The organism is Rhodobium gokarnense (genome assembly GCF_025961475.1).
Classification (GTDB): Bacteria; Pseudomonadota; Alphaproteobacteria; order Rhizobiales; family Rhodobiaceae; genus Rhodobium; species Rhodobium gokarnense.
In genome coordinates, this window is sequence record NZ_JAOQNS010000002.1 from 69,979 (window position 1) to 89,864 (window position 19,886).

Consider the following 19,886-nt stretch of genomic DNA (forward strand, 5'->3'; position numbering starts at 1 on the left):
CCGAATGGTTCAGCGAAACCCCCGAACTCCCCCGAACACCTCTCCAAGTCAAGTTTTCAACGTGGCGCGGGCGATCGCCCGGTGCCAGTCGTCGAGCGATTTCTGTCGCGCTCCCGGGTCCATCGGCTGCGACAGCGTCTCCGTGCCGACCGAAAGCGCCGAGATCGCCTCCAGCGACGGCCACATGCCGGTGGCAAGGCCGGCGAGATAGGCGGCGCCGAGGGCAGAGGCCTCGGTGCTCTCGCAGATGATCACCGGGTGGTCGAGATAGCCGGCGACGAGGCCCATCAGGAATTTGTTCGAGCTCGGCCCGCCGTCGACGAAAAGCCGGCCGACCTTGGCGCCGCCCTCGCGCTCCACGATGCGGAAGACGTCGGCGACCTGGAGCGGGATGCTTTCCGCGGCGGCGCGGGCGAGATGCGCCGGCCCGCTGTTGAAGCCGAGGCCGCAGATGAGGCCGCGCGCATCGGCGTTCCAGTGCGGCGCGCCGAGGCCGACGAAGGCAGGAACCAGCGCGACGCCGTCGGTCGCATCGACGCTCTGCGCAAGGTCGAGCAGTTCGGCGACGTCCTTCAGGCCGAGCAGGGTGACGACCCAGGGCAGAGCCGAGGCGCTGACCAGGATGTTGCCCTCGAAGGCGAAGGTGGAGGTGCCGTTCAGGGACCAGGCGATGGTGGTGGTGATGCCGCGCGGCGGGGCGACGAATTGCGGGATCGTCGTCATCACCGAGGAGCCGGTGCCGAAGGTCACCTTGCCGTCGCCGGTGCCGAACGCGCCGTGGCCGAAGAGGGCGCCGTGGGAGTCACCGATGGCGCCGCCGACCGGAATGCCGTTCGGCAGGGCGGCAACGTCAGCGGTGACCCCGAAGACGTGGGAGGAATCGAAGACCTCAGGCAGATGGGCGGCGGAGACGCCGAAGATGTCGCAGAGCTCGTCGTCCCAGGCGGCGGACGCCAGGTCGAAGAGCTGGGTGCGGGCGGCGTTGGAGCGGTCGCAGGCATGGACGGCGCCGCCGGTGAAATTCCAGATCAGCCAGGAATCGACGGTACCGACACAGACGCTGCCGGCGCCCTGGCCGTCCGGCAGATTGTCGAAGATCCAGCGGATCTTCGGCGCCGGAAACAGCGGGTCGAGGGGCAGGCCCGTGCGGGCGATGATTTTTTCCTCGTGGCCGGCCTCGCGCAGCGCGTCGCAAGCAGCCGCGGTGCGCCGGCACTGCCAGGTGAGCACCGGGCTGACCGGCTGGCCGGTGGTGCGGTCCCAGGCGAGCACCGACTCGCGCTGGTTGGAGATGCCGACGGCGGTGATCTCGACGTCGCCGGCGGCCTTCCGGCAGGCCGCGATGGCGTCCGTCACGCTGTTCCAGATGGCGACGCCGTCCTGCTGCACCCAGCCGGAGCGCGGGTGCTCGATCGGAACGGGGGCGGAGCCCCTGGCGAGAACGCGGCCATCCCCGGCGACGAGGATCGCCTTGCTGTTGGTGGTACCCTGGTCAACGGCGAGAATGGCACGCTCTGTCATGACAGCTACGCTTTCCGTTTCAGGAGAGCCTCCGCACTTTCGGCGATGCCTTCGGGCGACATGCCGAACTCATCGAGAAGGAAGTTGGCCGATCCGGTCGGTGCGAAGATACCGGGAACGCCGAGAATCTCCATCGGCACGGGCCGGCCGCGCACGACTACTTCGGCAACGGCGCTGCCGAGGCCGCCGAAAACGGTGTGTTCCTCACAGGTGAGGATCGCGCCGGTCTCGCTTGCTGCGGCGCCGATCGCCTCCTCGTCGATCGGGCGCACGGTCGCCATGTTGAGGACGCGGGCCTCGATGCCCCTGCCGGCAAGGAGGTCGGCGGCGGCAAGCGCCCGGTGGGTGAGGACGCCGTTGGCGATGATGGTGAGGTCCGACCCCTCGCGCAGGCGGTTGGCCTTGCCGAGGGTGAACTCGTGGTCGTCGGGCAGGATGTCCGGCACGCCGACGCGGCTGAGGCGCAGGAACAGCGGACCGTCATAGCTTGCGGCGAAGCGGGTCGCGGCGGCCGTCTCGGCGCGGTCGCACGGAGCGATCACCGGCAGGTTCGGCAGCGCCCGCAGCCAGGCGAAGTCCTCGATCGAATGGTGGGTCGGCCCCAGTTCGCCATAGGCCATGCCGGAGCTGATGCCGCACAGCTTCACATTGGCGTTGGAATAGGCGATGTCGGCCTTGATCTGCTCCAGGGCACGGCCCGTGAGGAAGCAGGCGGCGCCGCACACGAACGGCAGCTTGCCGCCATTGGCAAGCCCGGCGCCGACGCCGACCATGTTCTGCTCGGCGATGCCGACATTGACGAGACGGTCCGGCCATCTGTCGCGAAAGCCGCCGAGCTTGCTGGAGCCGACGGAATCGTTGCAGACGGCGACGATCTCGGGATTGGCTTCGGCGAGCGCCTCAAGGGTGCCGACGAAGGCGTCGCGGCAGTCATAGAGCTTGGTCTGGGCATTCATCGGGCGGCCGCCTCCAGTTCCTTCATCGCCTGTTCGTACTGCTCGCGGTTCGGCACCTTGTGGTGCCACTCCACCCGGTCGCGCATGAACGAGATGCCCTGGCCCTTGTTGGTGTGGGCGACGACGCATTTCGGTCTGCCGGCAAACCGGGCCTCGGGGGCGAGGGCGGCGACGATGGCGTCCATGTCGTTGCCGTCGATCTCGTCGACGGCCCAGCCGAAGGCCGCAAAGCGCGGCGCGATGGGCGCCAGATTGTTGGTGTCGGCGAGCCGCGCGCCCTGCTGCAGGCGATTGTGGTCGATGATCAGGGTGAGGTTGTCGAGCTTGAAATGGGCGGCGGCCATCGCCGCTTCCCAGTTGCTGCCTTCCTGCATCTCGCCGTCGCCGGTCAGGACGAAGGTGCGCCAGGAGGCGCCGCTCATCTGCGCCGCCTTGGCCATGCCGACGGCGACCGGCAGGCCGTGGCCGAGCGGCCCGGTGTTGGTCTCCACGCCAGGCACCTTGGTGCAGTTGGGGTGGCCGTTGAGGCGGGAGTAGGGTTTTAGGAAGGTCGCGACCTCTTCCTTGGGGATGAAGCCGGCCTCGGCGAGTGTCACGTAAAGGGCGTTTGCGGTATGTCCCTTGGACAGCACGAACCGGTCCCGGTCGGGCTTCTTGGGGGCCGTCGGGTCGACATCGAGGACATGGAAGTAGAGGGCCGTGAGGATGTCGATGGCCGACATTTCGCCGCCGATATGACCGGCACCGGCTTCGAACACGGCCTGAAGGTCACGCCGCCGGATGCGGTTTGCGATGGCCTTGAGATCTTGCATCGGGGTAGCTTCTTTCTGAATATTTATTCGCGTATAATTATCGATGCATTATTGCGTTCTGTCAAGCGCCGCGAGCCGACCGCCAATGGGACTATTGGGCGCATATCCACCCAATTGACAATCCGGCGACGACTTAGTATGAATATTTCTAACAGCGTGCATAAATATTCTATACGGGGAAACGCATGAGCGACTCTGCAATGGTCGGCCAGTCGGCACCAAGGCTGAAGGCGTTGCTCTCCCTTCGCGGAGCAACCGGCCCCTTGATCGGCCTCGTCCTGTTGTGCGCCTTTCTCGCGGTGGCGACCGACTCCTTCTTTACCGTCAGGAACCTGCTCAACGTCCTCGACCAGATCACCGTGCTCGGCATCATGGCGGTCGGCATGACGTTCGTGATCCTGATCGGCGGCATCGATCTCGCCGTCGGCTCCGTTCTCGCCCTCGGCATGATGGTGATGGGCTACCTCTCGAACTACATGGGCGTGCCGCTGCCGCTGGCGATCGTCTGCGCGCTCTTCGTTGCCGCCTTCACCGGCGTCATTTCGGGGGTGCTGATCACCGGCTTCGGGGTGCCGGCCTTCGTCGCCACGCTGGCGATGATGTCGATGGCCCGCGGCGTTGCCAACATGATCACCGACGGCCAGCAGATCGTCGGCTTCCCCGCCTGGTTCAACCTGATGGCCATCATCCGCCATGGCGGCTTTTTGACCGTCACCGTCGGGTTGATGATGGTGGTGTTCCTGCTCGGCTGGCTGTTCCTCAGGTTTACGACCGGCGGGCGCAGTCTCTATGCCATCGGCGGCAACGCGGAGGTCGCCCGGCTTGCCGGCATCAACGTCAAGCTGGCAACGATCGGCGTCTATGTCATCTCCGGCCTGCTCGCCGGGCTTGCCGGCGTCGTTCTGGCCGCACGCCTTGACTCGGTCCAGCCGAGCTCCGGCTTCACCTATGAGCTCGACACCATCGCCGCAGTGGTGATCGGCGGCACCAGCCTTTCCGGCGGCACCGGCGGCATCGCCGGAACCGTGGTCGGCGTCCTGATCATCGGCGTCCTGCGCAACGGCCTCAACCTGCTCGGCGTCTCGCCGTTCACCCAGCAGGTCGTCATCGGCGTCGTCATCGCACTCGCGGTCGCCGCCGAAGCATTCAGAAAGAAGTGAGGAATCTCGCCAGAGGCCGACTGACGACCAGTCCGCCCGCAATAACCTGCCCGCAAAGGGTCTGGCAGAACCGGGCCGCCGCCAATGGCGCGGGGGCCTCGACAAACCCCAACGGAGGAGACTTCGAATGACGTTCAAGAACAAGGTACTGGGATTTGCCCTTGCGGCAACCACGGCGCTCGGCACGATCGGCGCCGCATCGGCGGATGAACCGGACAAGATCGGCCTTGCCGTCGCCAACCTGCAGGCCAACTTCTTCAACCAGATCAAGCAGTCGGTGGAAGCCTACGCCGAGACCAAGGGCATCGAGGTGATCACCGTCGACGCCAAGGGCGACAGCGCCACCCAGGTCAGCCAGGTGCAGGACCTCCTGACCCAGAACATCGACGCGCTGATCTACATCCCGGCCGGCGCCGCCGCGGCGACCGTGCCGACCCGTCTCGCCCATGCCCAGGGCATCCCGGTCATCAATGTCGACCGCAACGCCGACGGCGAGCCGGGCGATACCTTCATCGCCTCCGACAGCGTCAAGTCGGCCTACAATGTCTGCAAGCACATCTTCGAGCAGGCCGGCGGCGAAGGAAAGATGCTGATCGTGCACGGACAGAAGGGCACCACGCCTGAGGTCGACCGGGCCAAGGGCTGTGCCCAGGCGCGCGAAGAGTTCCCGGGCATCGAGGTCGTCGGCGAACAGTGGAGCCAGATCTGGTCGCAGGACGAGGGCTTCCAGCTCACCCAGAACATGCTGCAGGCCCATCCTGATACCGTCATCGTCTGGGGCCAGGCCGATGCGCTGGCGCTCGGCGCCGCCCAGGCCGTCAAGGTCGCCAACCTGCCGCAGCGCATCTGGGTTGCCGGCTTCGACGGTGACACGGCTGCGCTCGAAGCCCTGCGCGACGGCGTCTTCGACGTCACCGCCACCCAGCAGACCCAGTATATGGGCCGCCTGGCGGTCGACAGCGCCATCGCCCTCGTCAAGGGTGAGGATGTGCCGAAGGAGCAGCTCTTGGAAGCGACGCTGACGACCCAGGACAACGTCGGACCGTTCATCGAAAACCATCCGTGATCCAACGGGACAGCGGCGCCATGACCTCACCCAGCCAACGGCCGATCCTTTCTCTTGAAGGCATCAGAAAAAGCTACGGCCAACTGGAGGTCCTCCACGGCATCGACTTCGATGTGCATGCGGGCGAGGTCGTGGCGCTGCTCGGCGAAAACGGTGCCGGGAAATCGACGGTTTCCGGCATCATCGCCGGCTCGATCCAGGCAACGGCAGGCCGGATGGAATGGCTCGGCGAGCCGTTCGAGCCGGCCTCGCCGCGCCAGGCGATCGACGCCGGTATCGGCCTCATTCACCAGGAACTGCGGCTGCTGCCGCACCTGTCGATCGCCGAAAACGTCTTCGTCGGCCGCTGGCCGACGAAGAACGGCGTCGTCGACCGCGCCAAGATGGTGCATGACGCCCAGGAGCAGCTTGACCGGCTCGGCCTCAAGATCCCGGCAACGCGCCTCGTCGACGGCCTGTCGACGGCGGCCCAGCAGCTCATCGAGATCGCCAAGCGGCTGGCGCTCAATGCCCGCCTCCTGATCCTCGACGAGCCGACCTCGGCGCTTGGCGGCGCGGAGACCGAAAAGCTGTTCGAGCAGATCCGGCGGCTGAAGGCGGAAGGCGTCGGCATCATCTACATTTCCCACCGGCTGGAAGAGATCGCCCGGGTCGCCGACCGCATCGTCGTGTTGCGCGACGGCGAGAAGGTCAACGAGTTCGACAGCGGCGACGTGCCGGTGCGCACGATCGTTGAAAGCATGGTCGGCCGCACGCTCGGCCGGATGTTCCCGCCGATCCCGGAGCCGCAGGACGAGATCGTCCTTGAGGTGGAAAACCTCAGCGCGCCAACCGGCGCCTTCAACGACGTCAATTTCGACGTCAGGAAGGGCGAGATCTTCGGAATTGCGGGGCTCGTCGGCGCCGGCCGCACGGAACTGGTGCGCGCCCTTGTCGGCGCCGATCCGATCGCCGAAGGCCGCGTCCGCCTCGACGGCGAGGACATCACGCCGCGCAAGCCCGCCGACGCGATCCGCCGCGGCATCGTGCTGGTGCCGGAGGACCGCAAGCTGCAGGGGCTGGTGCTCGACCACAGCCTGACGGAAAACCTCGGCTACGCCAACAAGCGGTCGATCTCTTCGGGCGGCATCGTCAGCAAGAAGCGGCTTATCGAATTTGCCCAGGACGCCATCAAGCGCTTCGGCGTCAAGGGCTACTGGCACCAGAACGCGGACGAGCTCTCCGGCGGCAACCAGCAGAAGCTCGTCATCGCCAAATGGCTGGCGCGCGGACCGGAGATTGTCGTCCTCGACGAGCCGACCCGGGGGATCGACGTCGGCGCCCGCTCCTCGATCTACGACATCATCGTGGAGCTGGCGGAACGGGGCGTCGGGGTCATCGTCGTCAGCTCCGACCTGGAAGAGGTGCTCGGCGTTTCCAACCGCATCCTCGTCATGTCGCACGGCCGCCAGACCGGCATTCTGGAGCGCAATGAGGCGAGCGAAGTCTCGGTGATGGAACTGGCCACCAGTTGACGGCGCGGGTCCCGCGGAAACGCGAGGCGATCCGGCGCCCTTGAGAGCCTGAGGGAAGAAACATGGAAGACATCACACTCAACGCGCCGAAGCTGTTCGATCTTTCCGGCAGGGTGGCGCTGGTGACCGGGGCCGGCAGTGGCATCGGCCAGCGCATCGCCATCGGCCTTGCCCAGTGCGGCGCTGACGTCGCCTGCCTTGATAGGCGCGAGGACGACGGCCTTGCCGACACCGCTTCCCACATCGACAAGGCCGGCCGCAAATCCCTCCTGATCACCGCCGACGTGACGAAGAAGGCCGCGCTTGCCGAGGCCGTCGCCCGGACCGAGGCGGACCTCGGGCCGCTCAAGATCGCCGTCAACGCCGCCGGCATCGCCAACGCCAATCCGGCCGAGGAGATGGAGGAGGAGCAGTTCGACACGCTGATGGAGATCAACCTGAAGGGCGTGTTCCTGTCCTGCCAGGCCGAGGCCCGGGCGATGCTGAAGACCGGCGGCGGCTCGATCATCAACATCGCCTCCATGTCCGGCGTCATCGTCAATCGCGGCCTGATGCAGGTGCACTACAACTCTTCCAAGGCCGGCGTCATCCACCTGTCGAAGAGCATGGCGATGGAGTGGGTCGATCGCGGCATCCGGGTCAATTCCATCAGCCCGGGCTACACCGCAACGCCGATGAACACGCGCCCGGAAATGGTCCACCAGACCAAGGAATTCGAGAGCCAGACGCCGATGGGCCGGATGGCGAGCGTCGACGAGATGGTCGGCCCGGCGGTGTTCCTCGCCAGCGACGCGTCGTCCTACTGCACCGGCGTCGATCTCCTGGTCGATGGCGGCTTCTGCTGCTGGTAATCGACCCGTCTTATGCGTCCTTGAATGATGTTGCGCCGCGGTTGGCCGGCCGGCCGCCGCACCAGTTCTGCGCCGTCAGAAATCCTCCACCCCTATCCTCCTCAGGCCTTCGTGCTTTCGGGGAGAAAAGCGTCGTCATATTTGGCGAGTGACGGGCCGGCGCCACCGGACGGGGCCTCCGGCTAAGCGCTTGCCGGCGATGCGGGAACGGTTCCCGATCGCGGCCGCCGACATTGGCAGCGCCATTGCGAAAGCCCCGGCCGCTCCGGTTCCGACGGGGCGCTATGGCCGATGCCGAAATCGATCCTTAGCTCCACATAGCGGTCCGGACCGGGTGCCGGTTTCACCAGCCCCGCCGGTCACCGGACGGCGCCGGAACCCCCGTCTTTCGTTGCAAAAACACGAGGGCTCGTTCCAAAAATGAAACAAAGCAACTGATTGTTGAAAAAGAATAATTTCTAAATAGTCGTTTCAATATTGAAATTGGCTGCCGGCGAATCCCGCAGAACTCCTGAAATTTTTGCTGGCACATTGCTTGCTAAGCCCGGGGTGTGCTGCGGCACGCCAGCAGGAAGCCAGCCTTTTCCGTTTCCTTGCTGTCGTAAACACGGCGAAGGAGACAGCTTAATGAATGTAGGAATTGCGAGGACCGGCGTCTATATCCCGTCCTATCGCATGAAGCGGGAGACGATCGCGAAAGCCTGGGAGCGCCCGGCTCTCAAGGGCGAGCGAAGCGTCGCGAACACCGATGAAGACAGCTTGACGCTGGCGGTCGCAGCCGCCGTCAGTTGCCTCAGGGGAACGCAGAGGGAAACGGTCGACGCCCTTCTGTTCGCCTCCACGACGCCCCCCTATGCGGAGAAGTCGAGTGCCGGCCTTGCGGCCGTCGCGGCCGATCTCAAGGATACCGTCCACACCGCCGATTTCGGCGCCAGCGCGCGCGCCGGAACCAGTGCCCTGAAAGCGGCGCTGGATGCCGTCGCGGCCGGGACCAACGACCGCGTCGTCGTAACGGCCGCCGATTGTCCGCTCGGCTATCCGAAATCTGACCAGGAACAGCTCGCCGGAGACGCCGGCGCCGCCGTCCTGGTCGCCGCCGAGGACCTCGTTGCGGTCTATCGGGCCGGCTACTCGGTCAACAACGAGATCCTCGACAGTTGGCGCAACGCCGACGATCGGTTCCCGCACACGGCTGAAGGCCGCTTTGCGAAGGACAAGGGCTACAGCCGCGCCATGTCGGACGTCATCGACGGCCTCCTGTCGCGGGCCGGGCTCGTACCCGAGCAGATCTCGAAGCTGGTTCTGGCGTCGCCGGGCCTGCGCGACGGCTCCCAGGTTGCCAAGCGCCTCGGATTTGCTCCCGAGCGGCTTGTCGACCCGCTCATGATGCAGGTCGGATACTGCGCCGCCGCGCAGCCCCTCCTGCTCTTGGCGAGCGCTTTGGAAACGGCCCGCCCCGGCGACCTCATCCTCCTTGCGTCCTACGGCTACGGTGCCGACGCCTTCCTGTTCGAGGTGACCGAAGCGGTGCTCGAACAGCAAAAGGACGCGGTCGTGGCGCGCAACCTGGCGCGCGGCCGGCCGCTGGACTCCTACAGCCGCTTCCTGTCCTTCCGCGGTCTTCTGGAAACCCAGCCGGGCGAACCGTTCCGCACCTTTCCCTCCACATCCGCCTATTGGCGCGACCAGGCATCGCTGCTGCGCCTGCACGGCAGCAAATGCTACCGGTGCGGCACGACCACGACGCCGACCAACCGCATCTGCCCGACCTGCCGCAGCAAGGACGATTTCGAGCTTGTCCGCCTGTCCGACAGGACGGCGCGCGTCTTCACCTACTCGATCGACAGGCTGGCCGGGCGCAGCGACGACCCGGTCGTCGTCCAGACCGTCTGCGAAGACGACGAGAAGACCCGCTACTACATGCTGATGACGGACTTCGACGCCGAAGACGTCAAGGTCGGGATGCCGGTCGAGTTCACCTTCCGCAAGATCTACGAAGGCGGGAACTACATCAATTACTACTGGAAATGCCGCCCGGCGGCGAGCGCGGAGGGCGAATGATGTCCTTGAAGGATAAAGTTGCCATCGTCGGCATGGGCTGCTCGAAGTTCGGCGAACGCTGGGACTGCGGCGTCGCCGACCTCGCCATCGAATCGGCTTATGAGGCCTATGAGGATGCCGGCGTCGGGCCCGAGGACATCGAAGCCGTTTTCGTCGGCCAGGCCTATGCCCCGGTCGGCGGTCTGGCCGCCTCCCAGGTCGTGGACGCGCTCAAGCTCGGCGGCATTCCGCTGCTCCGCAACGAGAACTACTGCACCTCCGGCCACATCGCCCTGTTCGAGGCCTGCATGGCGGTCGCCAGCGGCATGTTCGACGTGGTCATGGCCCTCGGCGTCGAGAAGCTGAAGGATACCGGCTTTCCCGGCCTCGGCGCCGGCCGCGGCATGAACCCGGTCACCGAAGCACGCCGCACCGCGCCGGGGTCGTTCGCCCTCATCGCGACGCGCTATTTCGAGCAATACGGCCTTTCCTACGAGGAAGGCCGGCAGACGATCGGCAAGATCGCCGTCAAGAACCACCGCAACGGCATGCTGGCGCCGAAGGCGCACTTCCATAAGGAACTGACGCTCGAACAGGTGCTGTCGGCCCCCATCGTGGCGACGCCGCTCGGCCTCTTGGACTGCTGCGGCAACAGCGACGGCTCCGCCTGCGCGATCATCACACGCGCCGACAACGCCAAGGCCCTGCGCGACGACCCGATCTACGTCAAGGGGCTCGGCGTGGCGATGGACGCGATGCTGCCCCACCATCGACCGGACTTCGACTGGACCAGCTTCAACGCGTTGCGCAAATCGTCGTCGAAGGCCTACGCGATGGCCGGCATCAAGGACCCCCGCCGCGAGCTGGATCTCGCCGAAGTCCATGACTGCTTCACGATCACGGAAATGCTGATCTACGAGGATTTCGGCTTCAGCGAGCGGGGCTGCGCGCGCCGGGACATCGACGCCGGTGCCTTCGAACTCTCCGGCGATCTGCCGGTCAATGTCGACGGCGGCCTGAAGTGCTTCGGCCATCCGATCGGCGCCAGCGGCCTGCGCATGACCTACGAGATCTACAAGCAGCTCCAGCACAAGGTCGACGATCCGCGCCGGCAGATCGCCAACGCCGCCCGGGGCCTGTCGCACACCTTCGGCGGCGGCCCGCAGATCAGCGCCGTGCTGATCGCCGGAAACGAAACGGGCTGAGGGACCAACCCTGAGGCGCGGCCAAGCGGCCGCGCTCCGGTCCCGAAGTCAAAATCCCAGGAGTTTCAAGAAAATGAATGAGAACCGTGCACTCGCCAACGTGCGGGTCCTTGACCTCACGCGCGTCCTGGCGGGCCCCCTTTGCGGAGCGCTCCTCGCCGATCTCGGCGCGGAGGTCATCAAGGTCGAGCAGCCGGGCTCCGGCGACGACGCGCGCCAGTTCAACCCCTTCGTCAACGGCGAGAGTTCCTACTTCATGAACCTCAACCGGTCGAAGAAGGGGGTCACGCTCAACCTCAAGACCGGCAAGGACATCTTCCTCAAGATGGTCGAGACGTCCGACGTCGTGATCGAGAACTTCAAGCCCGGCACGATGAAGAAGCTCGGCCTCGACTACGAGGTTCTGAAAGAGATCAATCCGAAGATCATCTATGTGGCCATCTCCGGTTTCGGACAGCACGGCCCCTACAGCCAGCTTCCCGGCTACGACCTCATCGGCCAGGCGATGAGCGGCCTGATGAGCGTGACGGGCGAGGCGGACGGCGAGCCGCTGCGTGCCGGCGGACCGGTCTGCGACGTCATGGGCGGCATGACCGGCGCGATGGGCGTCCTCGCCGCCCTCAACCATCGCCATTCCAGCGGCCGCGGCCAGATGATCGACATCTCCCTGCAGGACACGCTGGTGACGAGCATGATGACGCTCAACCAGCATTATCTGGTCGACAACCGCGTGCCGCAGCGCCGCGGCAACTCCTACGAGTCGGCCGCGCCGGCGGATTCCTTCCGCGCCGCCGACGGCTGGTTCGTCATCACCGTCGGCAACGACAAGCTGTGGCGCGTCCTGGTCGATCTCATGGAGATGCCGGAGCTGCTCGACATGCCGGAGTTCGAGACGAACTTCAAGCGCGTCCAGAACGGCAAGGAACTGAAGAAGCACATCGAGAAATGGTCGGCGACGCGCAAGGTCGCGGACCTCGTCGAGGCGCTGCTCGCCGCCAAGGTCCCGGCGGCGCCCATTCTCGACGTCAAGCAGGTCTGCACGGATCCGCATATCGCCGACGCGCGCGGCATGTTCGTCGAGACCGACCATCCCAAGGCCGGCCGGGTACGGATCACCAATTCCGCGCTCCGCCTGTCGGAAACCGACGCCGTCGTCAGGTCGCCGGCGCCGACCCTCGGCCAGCACAACGACGACGTCTATCAGTCGACGTTCGGGTTCGCGCCCGACGACGTCAGGGCGTGGAAGGCCGCAAAGATCATCTGACCGCGCGGCGCAGAAGACGCCTGCCGATGGATGTCCACCGAAATCCTCCCGAAACGGTCGTTGCCGGGAATGCAATGGAGGAGCGCCTGAACCGTCACAAGCACCAATCCGAACGGCAACAAGTCCGTTCTGAGATGGACTAAGTAAGCCGCCGACAACAAGAAGTAAAACAAACAACCAGCAAAAGGCGAATGTGTTATGTCTGAGATGGTAGCGACTGTGTCGCCTGACGGCGACGTCGACAAGAATCAATTATTCAAGAGAATTACCCTCAGGATCGTCCCTCTTATGGTCCTGATATACTTCATTGCATATGTGGATAGGGTGAACGTGGCTTTCGCAAAGCTGCAGTTTATCGAAGATCTTTCCTTTGGCGAATTCACATACGGCTTCGGCGCCGGCGTGTTCTACCTGGGATACGCGCTGTTCGAGATGCCCAGCAATCTCTATCTCGACAAGCATGGCGCGAAGATCACCCTGTCGCGGATCATGATCCTTTGGGGCGCCATTTCGGCCAGCACGGCCTTCATGCAGACGCCCACCCACTACTACATCCTGCGCTTCCTGCTGGGTGTGGCGGAAGCGGGCGCCTTCCCCGGCATCATTCTGTATCTGAGCTATTGGTTCCCCGCCGAACGTCGCGGCCGCATCACCTCCCTGTTTGCGATGGGCGCGCCGGTCTCCGGCATTTTCGGCAGCCTCATTTCCGGATGGCTGCTGACCCTCGATGGACTGCATGGCCTGCGCGGTTGGCAAATTCTGCTGATCTATGAAGGCATTCCGGCGATCTTAATCGGCATCTTCGTGTTCTTCTATATCGACAACAGGCCGGAAGACGCCAAGTGGCTGACCGCGAAAGAAAAGAAGTGTGTCGCCGACACGGTGGCGGCGTCGGAGAAAAAACCGGAGAAGGGCAAAGGTCACGTCTTGCAGGCCCTCCTGGACCCGCGCATCTACGTCCTCGGCGTTTCCTACCTGGCCGTGTTGGCTGGCTGCCAGGCCGTTGCGTTGTGGATTCCCACCATTCTGAAGGGTATCGGCACCGACGCATCCCTGTTCGGCGTGCTGACCGCTATTCCGTTCGTTATGGCCGTCGTCGCGATGAACGTCTGGGGCTGGCATTCCGACAAGAAGATGGAACGCAGATGGCACTTCGCAGCCGTCATGTGGGCAGCGGGCATCAGCCTGGCGGTCCTCAGCTATTTCGCGGACAGCGTCACCGTCACCATCCTTCTGCTCTGCATTGCCACAGGCGGCATCTGGGCCTCGGTCACGGTCTTCTGGACCATTCCCCCGACCTATCTGTCGTCCTCCTCCAAGGCAGGCGGCATCGGATTTGTCAGCAGCTGCGGCGCCGCGGGCGGTTTTCTCAGCCCGATCATCGTCGGCTGGTCGAACAATCTGGCCGGTAGCTTCTACGGCGGACTGGCAGCGATCGGCATCCTGTTGGTGATCTCCGGCGTCATCGTCCTCGTCGCCGTCCCCGCGGCCGCTTTGAGAACCTCGCAATCGGCCTGAACGGCTGCAGAAGGGCAACGGAGGAACTGAGATGAAGATTGCAGCTATTGAGACGGTCGTATTCGATCTTCCCACGAAGCATCCGCACAAGCTTGCGATGGTGACGATCACGACGCAAAGCATGCTTCTGGTCCGGGTCAAGGGCGACAACGGACTGGAAGGCCTCGGCGAAGCCAGTGTGGTGCTTCGCTATGGATCGGAAACGATCGAGGGCGTTCAGGCCGCTGTCGAACACTACCTGGCACCGCCTCTTATCGGCCGGGACCCGGCCAACATCGAGGAAATTCTCGCCGTCATGGACGGCATCCTCAAGGACAACTGGTGTGCCAAGGGCGTGATCGAAATGGCATGTGTCGATCTCGTCGCCCGAACGCTGAACGTCCCTGCGGCGGTGCTGTTCGGAGGCTCGGTCCGCGAGAGCATTCCCGTCTTGCGGGTCCTCGGCAATGGCGTCGCCGAAAAGGACATCGCCCTTGCCGAGGAGGCGATGGCGGCCGGCTCGAACAACCGCTTCCTCGTGAAACTCGGCCGCGCGGATCCCAAGGACGATGTCGAACGGGCGCTGGCCGTCAAGGCGGCGCTCGGCGACAGGGCCATTGTGCACGCCGATGCCAACCAGTGCTGGAACGAAGCGACGGCAAACTGGTGCATCGAACGGCTCGAAGCCGGAGGGATCGCGCTCATCGAGCAGCCCCTGCCGCGCTCCGACGTCGACGGCATGCGGCGCCTCACGGAACGCCACACGATCCCGATCATGGCCGACGAAGCGATCGACACCCTGGAAAGCGCAATGGCATTTGCGCGGAACCGGGCGGCCGATGCGTTCTCCATCAAGATAACCAAGCATGGCGGCCTGCATCGGACGAAAAAGGTGGCGGCCGTCGCCGAGGCCGCCGGAATAACGATGTTTGGCGGCACGATGCTGGAAAGCACACTGGGAACATTTGCGTGCATCCAGTTCTATTCGACGATCGTGCGTCTCGACTGGGGCTGCCAGATGTTCGGACCGCTTCTGTTCAAGGATTCGATCACGGTTGAACAGCCGGAATACCGGAACTTTGCGATCACGGTTCCGCGCAAGCCCGGCTTCGGCGCAACGATCGATGAGGACAAGTTGACGTTCTACCGGCGGAAATAGCCGTTCGCGGATGAGTGCGACGTGTCTTGGGCGCAAATCGCGACCAAGACACGTCCAACGAAAGAGAAAAAAGTCGTGGAAGTTGCTTGAGGAGTTCAGCCGCCAGCTGACTGGGGAACGCGCCGAAAAGGTCTCCGAACAGTAATTCGGCAAGTTCTTCGCTGGTGACATCACCGTCAAATACGACGCCGATGCCTTCACGCTGTCCTTCCATCGCGGCAAGGCTGCCGCCCTGCAGGCCGGCATCCCCAACACCGGTGTCGACCTCGGTGTCGCCAGCGCCAACCCTAGGCCAGCACAACCAGGAAGTGTCCGGACCGGTTTTCGGGTTCACCCCCGAAGAGGTCCTCGCACGGAAAGACCAGCAAATCATCTAAGGGGCGCTTTGCGTCCAGGAGAAAACGCATGGCTACGACACTGACTAACAACGATGCCGCCGTCGCGGCAGAACCTGCGAAAATCACCTATTCGACCAGGTATGTCGTGACGTCCTTCGTCATCGTCACGCTGGGCTGGTGCCTCGTGAATTTCAGCAACACCTTCCAGCTCGCCGTCCCCGGCATGATGGAGGAAATGCAATACACCTCCACCCAGATCGGCCTGGTTGCCAGCGTCTTTTCGTTCGGTGGGTTCTTCAGCGCCCTCTGGCTGCCGCTGGTGGCCGACCGGCACGGACGCAAGATCGGCATGGCGCTGAGTGTCGCCATGGCCGTTGTCTTCAACAGCATGATCGGTTTGACCCACAGCATCGTGGCTCTGCTGCCGCTGCGCTTCCTTTCCTCCCACGGGCAGACCTGCCAGTGGGGCATCGGCGCGTCGCATCTGTCGGAAATCGCTCCGGCAAGGATGCGCGGAACGCTTCTCGGCCTCATGCAGGCCGGCACGCCGCTGGGCTTCTTCATGTGCGCGGCGCTGTTCACCACCATGATGTCGATGGGCTTCACCTGGCGCGCATTCTCCATGACGGCGATCGTGGCGGTGCTCATCATCATCCCCATTCTCTTCGTCCTGCAGGAAAGCCAGCAGTGGAAGGCGGCCCGCGCAGAGGTCGAGCGTCTGAAGGCGCTTGGAAAGGAGACGGTTGAGGACCCGAACCAGAAGAAGGTCAACATTCGCGAGCTGTTCAAGCCGGCCTACCGCAAGAACACGTTCATTGCGATGACCCTCCATTCCCTCGGCGCCTTCTGGGCCTGGGGCAACGTGACCTGGTTCCTCGTCGCCCTTTCCCAGGACTTCGGCATGGACGCCGTCACGCGCGGTCGGATGAGCATGCTGATGTGGGGTATTGCGGTGTTCAGCTACGCCCTTGCCGGGCGGGTTGGCGATCTCATCGGCCGTCGTGCCGCCATGCTGGTGTTCTCGCTGTTGATCATGTGCGGTGCATCGACCATGTACTTCTCCAACTCGATGGAAGTCCCCAATGTGCAGCTCCTTTATGTTGCCACGGCCCTGATCGGCACCGGCGTCGGCCTCCACTCCATCCTGATCGCCTATTCCAGCGAAATCTTCCCCACGCATGTGCGCGCGACGGGAACCAGTATCGCCATCGGCATCGGTCGGTTGACGGCCGTCTTCTCGATGATGGGGCTCGGCATCGTCGCCCAGCAGTTCAGCCCGACGACCGCAGAGCTGACCGCCGCGATCGGCGCCCTGCTCATGGTCCCGACCATCTATATCTTCGGAATGGAAACCGCACGCAAGGAACTGACCGAGATCGTCAGGTAGAATTCAAGGAGATATCCCACCCTTTACCAAAAAACACGGGCTTCAACATCTTCGTTGATGCCGAATAAGAAGCGAGAGCAAGACCATGATGAAAGCAATAGAAGAGCTCGGTCGCAGAATTAATACCACCTGCGCTGACACATTCGCCAATCGGTATTTCGGGCGGTTCTTTACCGGAGACATGACCCTGAAATATGACGACGAGGCGTTCACCCTGTCGCTGCACCAGGGAAAGGTCATCGCCATCCAGGCCGGCGTGCCGAACACGGGCATCGACCTCGGCGTGGCCGGTGCGGCCAAGGACTGGCGGCAGTTTTCCGAGCGCAAGAGCCTGACCGTCTCGATCACCAAGATCAATCCCAACAATCTGACCCTGCTGGGTGCGCCGCTGCGCACCCGCCAGAACTTCAATTCCCTTGCCTATCTCTGCCGGGTCTTTTCGGAAGTTCTCGAAGAACAAGGCACTGCCGGTAAGAAAGTGGAGGCATAACAATGGCTATCACGGGTTTCTATAAAACCGTCAAAGGGATCAAGACCTACTTCGAGACCAATGACGGTCCCGCCGACGGCAAGCACACCATCATCTGCCTGCACACGGCAGGGCGTGAAAACCGCCAGTATCACGGCATGTTCGAGCTGCTCGAAGACAAGTACAAGATGTATTCCTTCGACATGCCGGCGCATGGCAAGAGCTGGCCGCTTCCCGGCAACAAGGTCGTCGACAACTATCGCGACTACGGCGATTTCGTCTGGGCGGTCGCCGAAGCGCTGGAGATCGAAAAGCCGATTATCGTTGGCTGCTCGATGGGCGGCAACATCGTCTACTACATCGCCCAGAACTATCCGGTCGGTGCGATCCTGTCGATGCAGGGCGCGGACTACACGCCGACGATCGATGCCTCGATCCTGGAACTGCTCAACCACCCCTATGTCAGCGCCCAGCACTCCCATGTGGAGTTTTCCGAGTGCCTGATCGGGCGTGCCTGCCCCCAGGAAGCGCGCGACTTCATCATGTGGGGCGTCGCCCAGGAGATCAGCGTCACCAAGCAGGGCGACCTCTCCCAGTACAACGGCTTCGACGTCCGCGGCACCATGGACAAGATCACCTGTCCCGTCCTCGTCGTCCACGGTGTCGACGATGCCATCGTCACGGAAAAGATGGTCGAGGAGACCATGTCGCGTTTGGTCAACGCGGAACGGGTCGTCTACAAGCCCATCGCCGATTACGGCCACTTCCTCGCCGTCGAGAACCCGCAGGTCGTCGCCGAGCACCTCGACGAGTTCCTGACGTCGATCTGATGCGTCTTGCCTTTCCGTGGCCGGGCAGCGGGCCGTTTCGGCGGTCCCGCTGGTTCCCGCCGGCCTCGGAAGTCCACCGGTCCCGGTACCTGCTGCGGACCGGAAACGACGCGCAAGGTCGTTGAGGAGATCGATGCCGTGCCTGCGGTCGCCGGTCCGGCCATGACGTGGCCGGAACGCACCTTAGTAACAGGCGCACCATGCAGTGCTCGCCCCTCGATCTTGTGCGCGTTCCCCCGCCGGAAAGCCCTTCCGCTTTCCGGCGGCACGGACCCGCCACGGGAGGCGCTCCCGGTTGCGGGCAAGCACAATGTTTCCCACGAAAGGACACAGAACCATGCGTATCGTCGACATGGAGGTCATCCCGTTCAAGCTGCCCAATAAGCGGGTGGTGGTCTGGGCCGCGGGGTCGCTGCCGGCGGCCGAACACCTGATCGTCAAGATCGTCGCCGAGGACGGCAGCTTCGGGCTGTCGGAGGCTATTCCCCGGCCGATGATCTACGGCGAGACCCAGGAGGGCATGTATTACGCCCTCACCAAACACCTGAAGCCGATGATCGTCGGGCAGGACTCGTTCAATTTCCAGGCGATCTGGGAGAAGTTCGAATACATGCCCTGGAACCTGGCGGCCAAGGGCGCCATCGACGTCGCTCTCTACGATCTGAACGCCAGGCTGCTCAACGTCTCGGTCGCCGAATTCCTCGGCGGGCCCTACCGCACCAAGGTGCCGCTCTGCTGGCAGATCGGCTTCGGTCCGGTCGACGAAATGATCGCGGAGATGAAGGCCAAGGTCGACGCAGGCTACCGCGCGTTCAAGGTCAAGGGCGGCCCGCATCCGGACGAGGACATCGCCGTCCTGCGGGAAATGCGGGCAAACAGCCCGGCCGGCACCCGCCTCTACATCGACGCCAACATGGCCTACGGGCGCCAGGATGCCATCCGCGTGATGCAGGCGCTGGAGGGCGTCATCGATTGCCTGGAAGAGCCGATGGCCGCCTCGGACGATGCCGGCCGCAAGGACCTCGCGGATCGGGTCGACGTGCCGATCCTCAGCGACGAAAGCAGCTTCACCGTCGCCGACGTCTATCGCCAGATCCGGCTCGGCGCGATCGGACAGGTCGGCATCAAGATCCCGCGCACCGGCTTTACCCTGTCGCGAAAGATCGTGCACCTGGCCGAATGCGCCAACATCCCGGTGCAGGTCAGCCTGCAGGCGGAGTGCGATTTCGGCACCGCCGCCGGCCTGCAGTTCGCAAGCGCCTTCCGCCAGATCAGCCTTCCTTGCGAGCTCACCTACTATGTCGACAACATGGGCGACACCCTGCTGAAGGCCCCGCTCGTCATCGAGGACGGGCACATGCACTTGCCCAAGGGGCCGGGCATGGGCGTCGATCTCGACTGGGAGAAGGTGGAGCAGTACGCCATTTCGATTTGATGCGGCAGAAGCGAAGAGGCCTGCCGCGCCGAACGATCGGCTCCCCGTCGCGGCGGGCCTCTTCGACAGATGACGCCCGCGCAAGTCTACGCCCCGCCGCCGGTCGCGGCGGGGCATCAAAAGAGACCACGTCCCCCGATGCTCCGTCGGGAATCAGGTCCGGCACGGGTCAGTACAAAAATTCGGTTGCAAGAAAAAGTAGAATGCATCGAAATGGTGTAAGGAGTTCTTGCTTCTGCGCAAGTTTCTTTTCGAAAAAAATGCATGGTTGCCTGTAGTAAATTGCCGCTGCCGGCGGAGGTGACTTGCTCCTTACTGCAGTGAAGAATAGGGTACGCCCGTCCGAACGCCCTGCATGACAATGCGCGCCAGCGGCGCCGGC

The 19,886-nt window shown here is 63.9% G+C and carries 16 protein-coding genes; 13 read left to right on the forward strand and 3 right to left on the reverse strand.

What is annotated here, in order from left to right:
* Positions 1-48 precede the first annotated feature (48 nt).
* Genes M2319_RS03195 through M2319_RS03205 form a run of 3 tightly spaced genes read right to left on the reverse strand, consistent with a single transcriptional unit; the run spans position 49 to position 3,289 of the window.
* Positions 49-1,521, reverse strand: coding sequence for an FGGY family carbohydrate kinase (locus tag M2319_RS03195; RefSeq protein ID WP_264599995.1), 1,473 nt, complete (start codon positions 1,519-1,521; stop codon positions 49-51).
* Between the two features lie 5 nt (positions 1,522-1,526).
* Positions 1,527-2,477 carry a transketolase family protein gene (locus M2319_RS03200; RefSeq protein ID WP_264599996.1) on the reverse strand — a complete coding sequence of 317 codons (951 nt, stop codon included), beginning with the start codon at positions 2,475-2,477 and terminating at the stop codon, positions 1,527-1,529.
* Positions 2,474-3,289 (reverse strand): transketolase, encoded by an 816-nt coding sequence (locus M2319_RS03205; RefSeq protein ID WP_264599997.1) that lies wholly within the window; start codon positions 3,287-3,289, stop codon positions 2,474-2,476. Before M2319_RS03205 ends, M2319_RS03200 begins: the two co-directional genes overlap by 4 nt.
* 185 nt (positions 3,290-3,474) lie before the next feature.
* Between M2319_RS03205 and M2319_RS03210 the strand changes: the two genes are divergently transcribed.
* The 13 genes from M2319_RS03210 (at position 3,475) to M2319_RS03270 (ending at position 19,504) form a co-directional block, all read left to right on the forward strand.
* Positions 3,475-4,449 carry an ABC transporter permease gene (locus tag M2319_RS03210; protein ID WP_406682068.1) on the forward strand — a complete coding sequence of 325 codons (975 nt, stop codon included), beginning with the start codon at positions 3,475-3,477 and terminating at the stop codon, positions 4,447-4,449.
* A gap of 127 nt (positions 4,450-4,576) precedes the next feature.
* Positions 4,577-5,515, forward strand: coding sequence for a sugar ABC transporter substrate-binding protein (locus M2319_RS03215; RefSeq protein ID WP_264599998.1), 939 nt, complete (start codon positions 4,577-4,579; stop codon positions 5,513-5,515).
* A 20-nt stretch (positions 5,516-5,535) separates the two neighbouring features.
* Positions 5,536-7,029 carry a sugar ABC transporter ATP-binding protein gene (locus M2319_RS03220; protein ID WP_264599999.1) on the forward strand — a complete coding sequence of 498 codons (1,494 nt, stop codon included), beginning with the start codon at positions 5,536-5,538 and terminating at the stop codon, positions 7,027-7,029.
* Between the two features lie 62 nt (positions 7,030-7,091).
* Positions 7,092-7,880, forward strand: a complete 789-nt coding sequence (locus M2319_RS03225; protein ID WP_264600000.1) for an SDR family oxidoreductase — start codon at positions 7,092-7,094, stop codon at positions 7,878-7,880.
* Positions 7,881-8,507: 627 nt separating this feature from the next.
* Entirely contained in the window at positions 8,508-9,941 is a 1,434-nt protein-coding gene (locus M2319_RS03230) for a 3-oxoacyl-[acyl-carrier-protein] synthase III C-terminal domain-containing protein (RefSeq protein ID WP_264600001.1), read from the forward strand.
* Positions 9,941-11,125, forward strand: coding sequence for an acetyl-CoA acetyltransferase (locus M2319_RS03235; protein ID WP_264600002.1), 1,185 nt, complete (start codon positions 9,941-9,943; stop codon positions 11,123-11,125). Before M2319_RS03230 ends, M2319_RS03235 begins: the two co-directional genes overlap by 1 nt.
* 73 nt (positions 11,126-11,198) lie before the next feature.
* Complete coding sequence (locus M2319_RS03240) at positions 11,199-12,389, forward strand: CaiB/BaiF CoA transferase family protein (protein ID WP_264600003.1); 1,191 nt, start codon at positions 11,199-11,201, stop codon at positions 12,387-12,389.
* A gap of 288 nt (positions 12,390-12,677) precedes the next feature.
* The gene (locus M2319_RS03245) at positions 12,678-13,907 is read left to right on the forward strand and encodes an MFS transporter (RefSeq protein WP_264600376.1); all 1,230 of its coding nucleotides are present in this window, start codon (positions 12,678-12,680) and stop codon (positions 13,905-13,907) included.
* Positions 13,908-13,938: 31 nt separating this feature from the next.
* Positions 13,939-15,045 carry a muconate/chloromuconate family cycloisomerase gene (locus M2319_RS03250; protein ID WP_264600004.1) on the forward strand — a complete coding sequence of 369 codons (1,107 nt, stop codon included), beginning with the start codon at positions 13,939-13,941 and terminating at the stop codon, positions 15,043-15,045.
* Between the two features lie 405 nt (positions 15,046-15,450).
* Positions 15,451-16,770 (forward strand): MFS transporter, encoded by a 1,320-nt coding sequence (locus tag M2319_RS03255; RefSeq protein ID WP_264600005.1) that lies wholly within the window; start codon positions 15,451-15,453, stop codon positions 16,768-16,770.
* 181 nt (positions 16,771-16,951) lie between these two features.
* The gene (locus tag M2319_RS03260; RefSeq protein WP_264600006.1) at positions 16,952-17,260 is read left to right on the forward strand and encodes a hypothetical protein; all 309 of its coding nucleotides are present in this window, start codon (positions 16,952-16,954) and stop codon (positions 17,258-17,260) included.
* A 2-nt stretch (positions 17,261-17,262) separates the two neighbouring features.
* On the forward strand, positions 17,263-18,069 hold the full coding sequence (locus M2319_RS03265) for an alpha/beta fold hydrolase (protein WP_264600007.1): 807 nt from the start codon (positions 17,263-17,265) through the stop codon (positions 18,067-18,069).
* A 337-nt stretch (positions 18,070-18,406) separates the two neighbouring features.
* Entirely contained in the window at positions 18,407-19,504 is a 1,098-nt protein-coding gene (locus M2319_RS03270; RefSeq protein ID WP_264600008.1) for a mandelate racemase/muconate lactonizing enzyme family protein, read from the forward strand.
* Positions 19,505-19,886 lie beyond the last annotated feature (382 nt).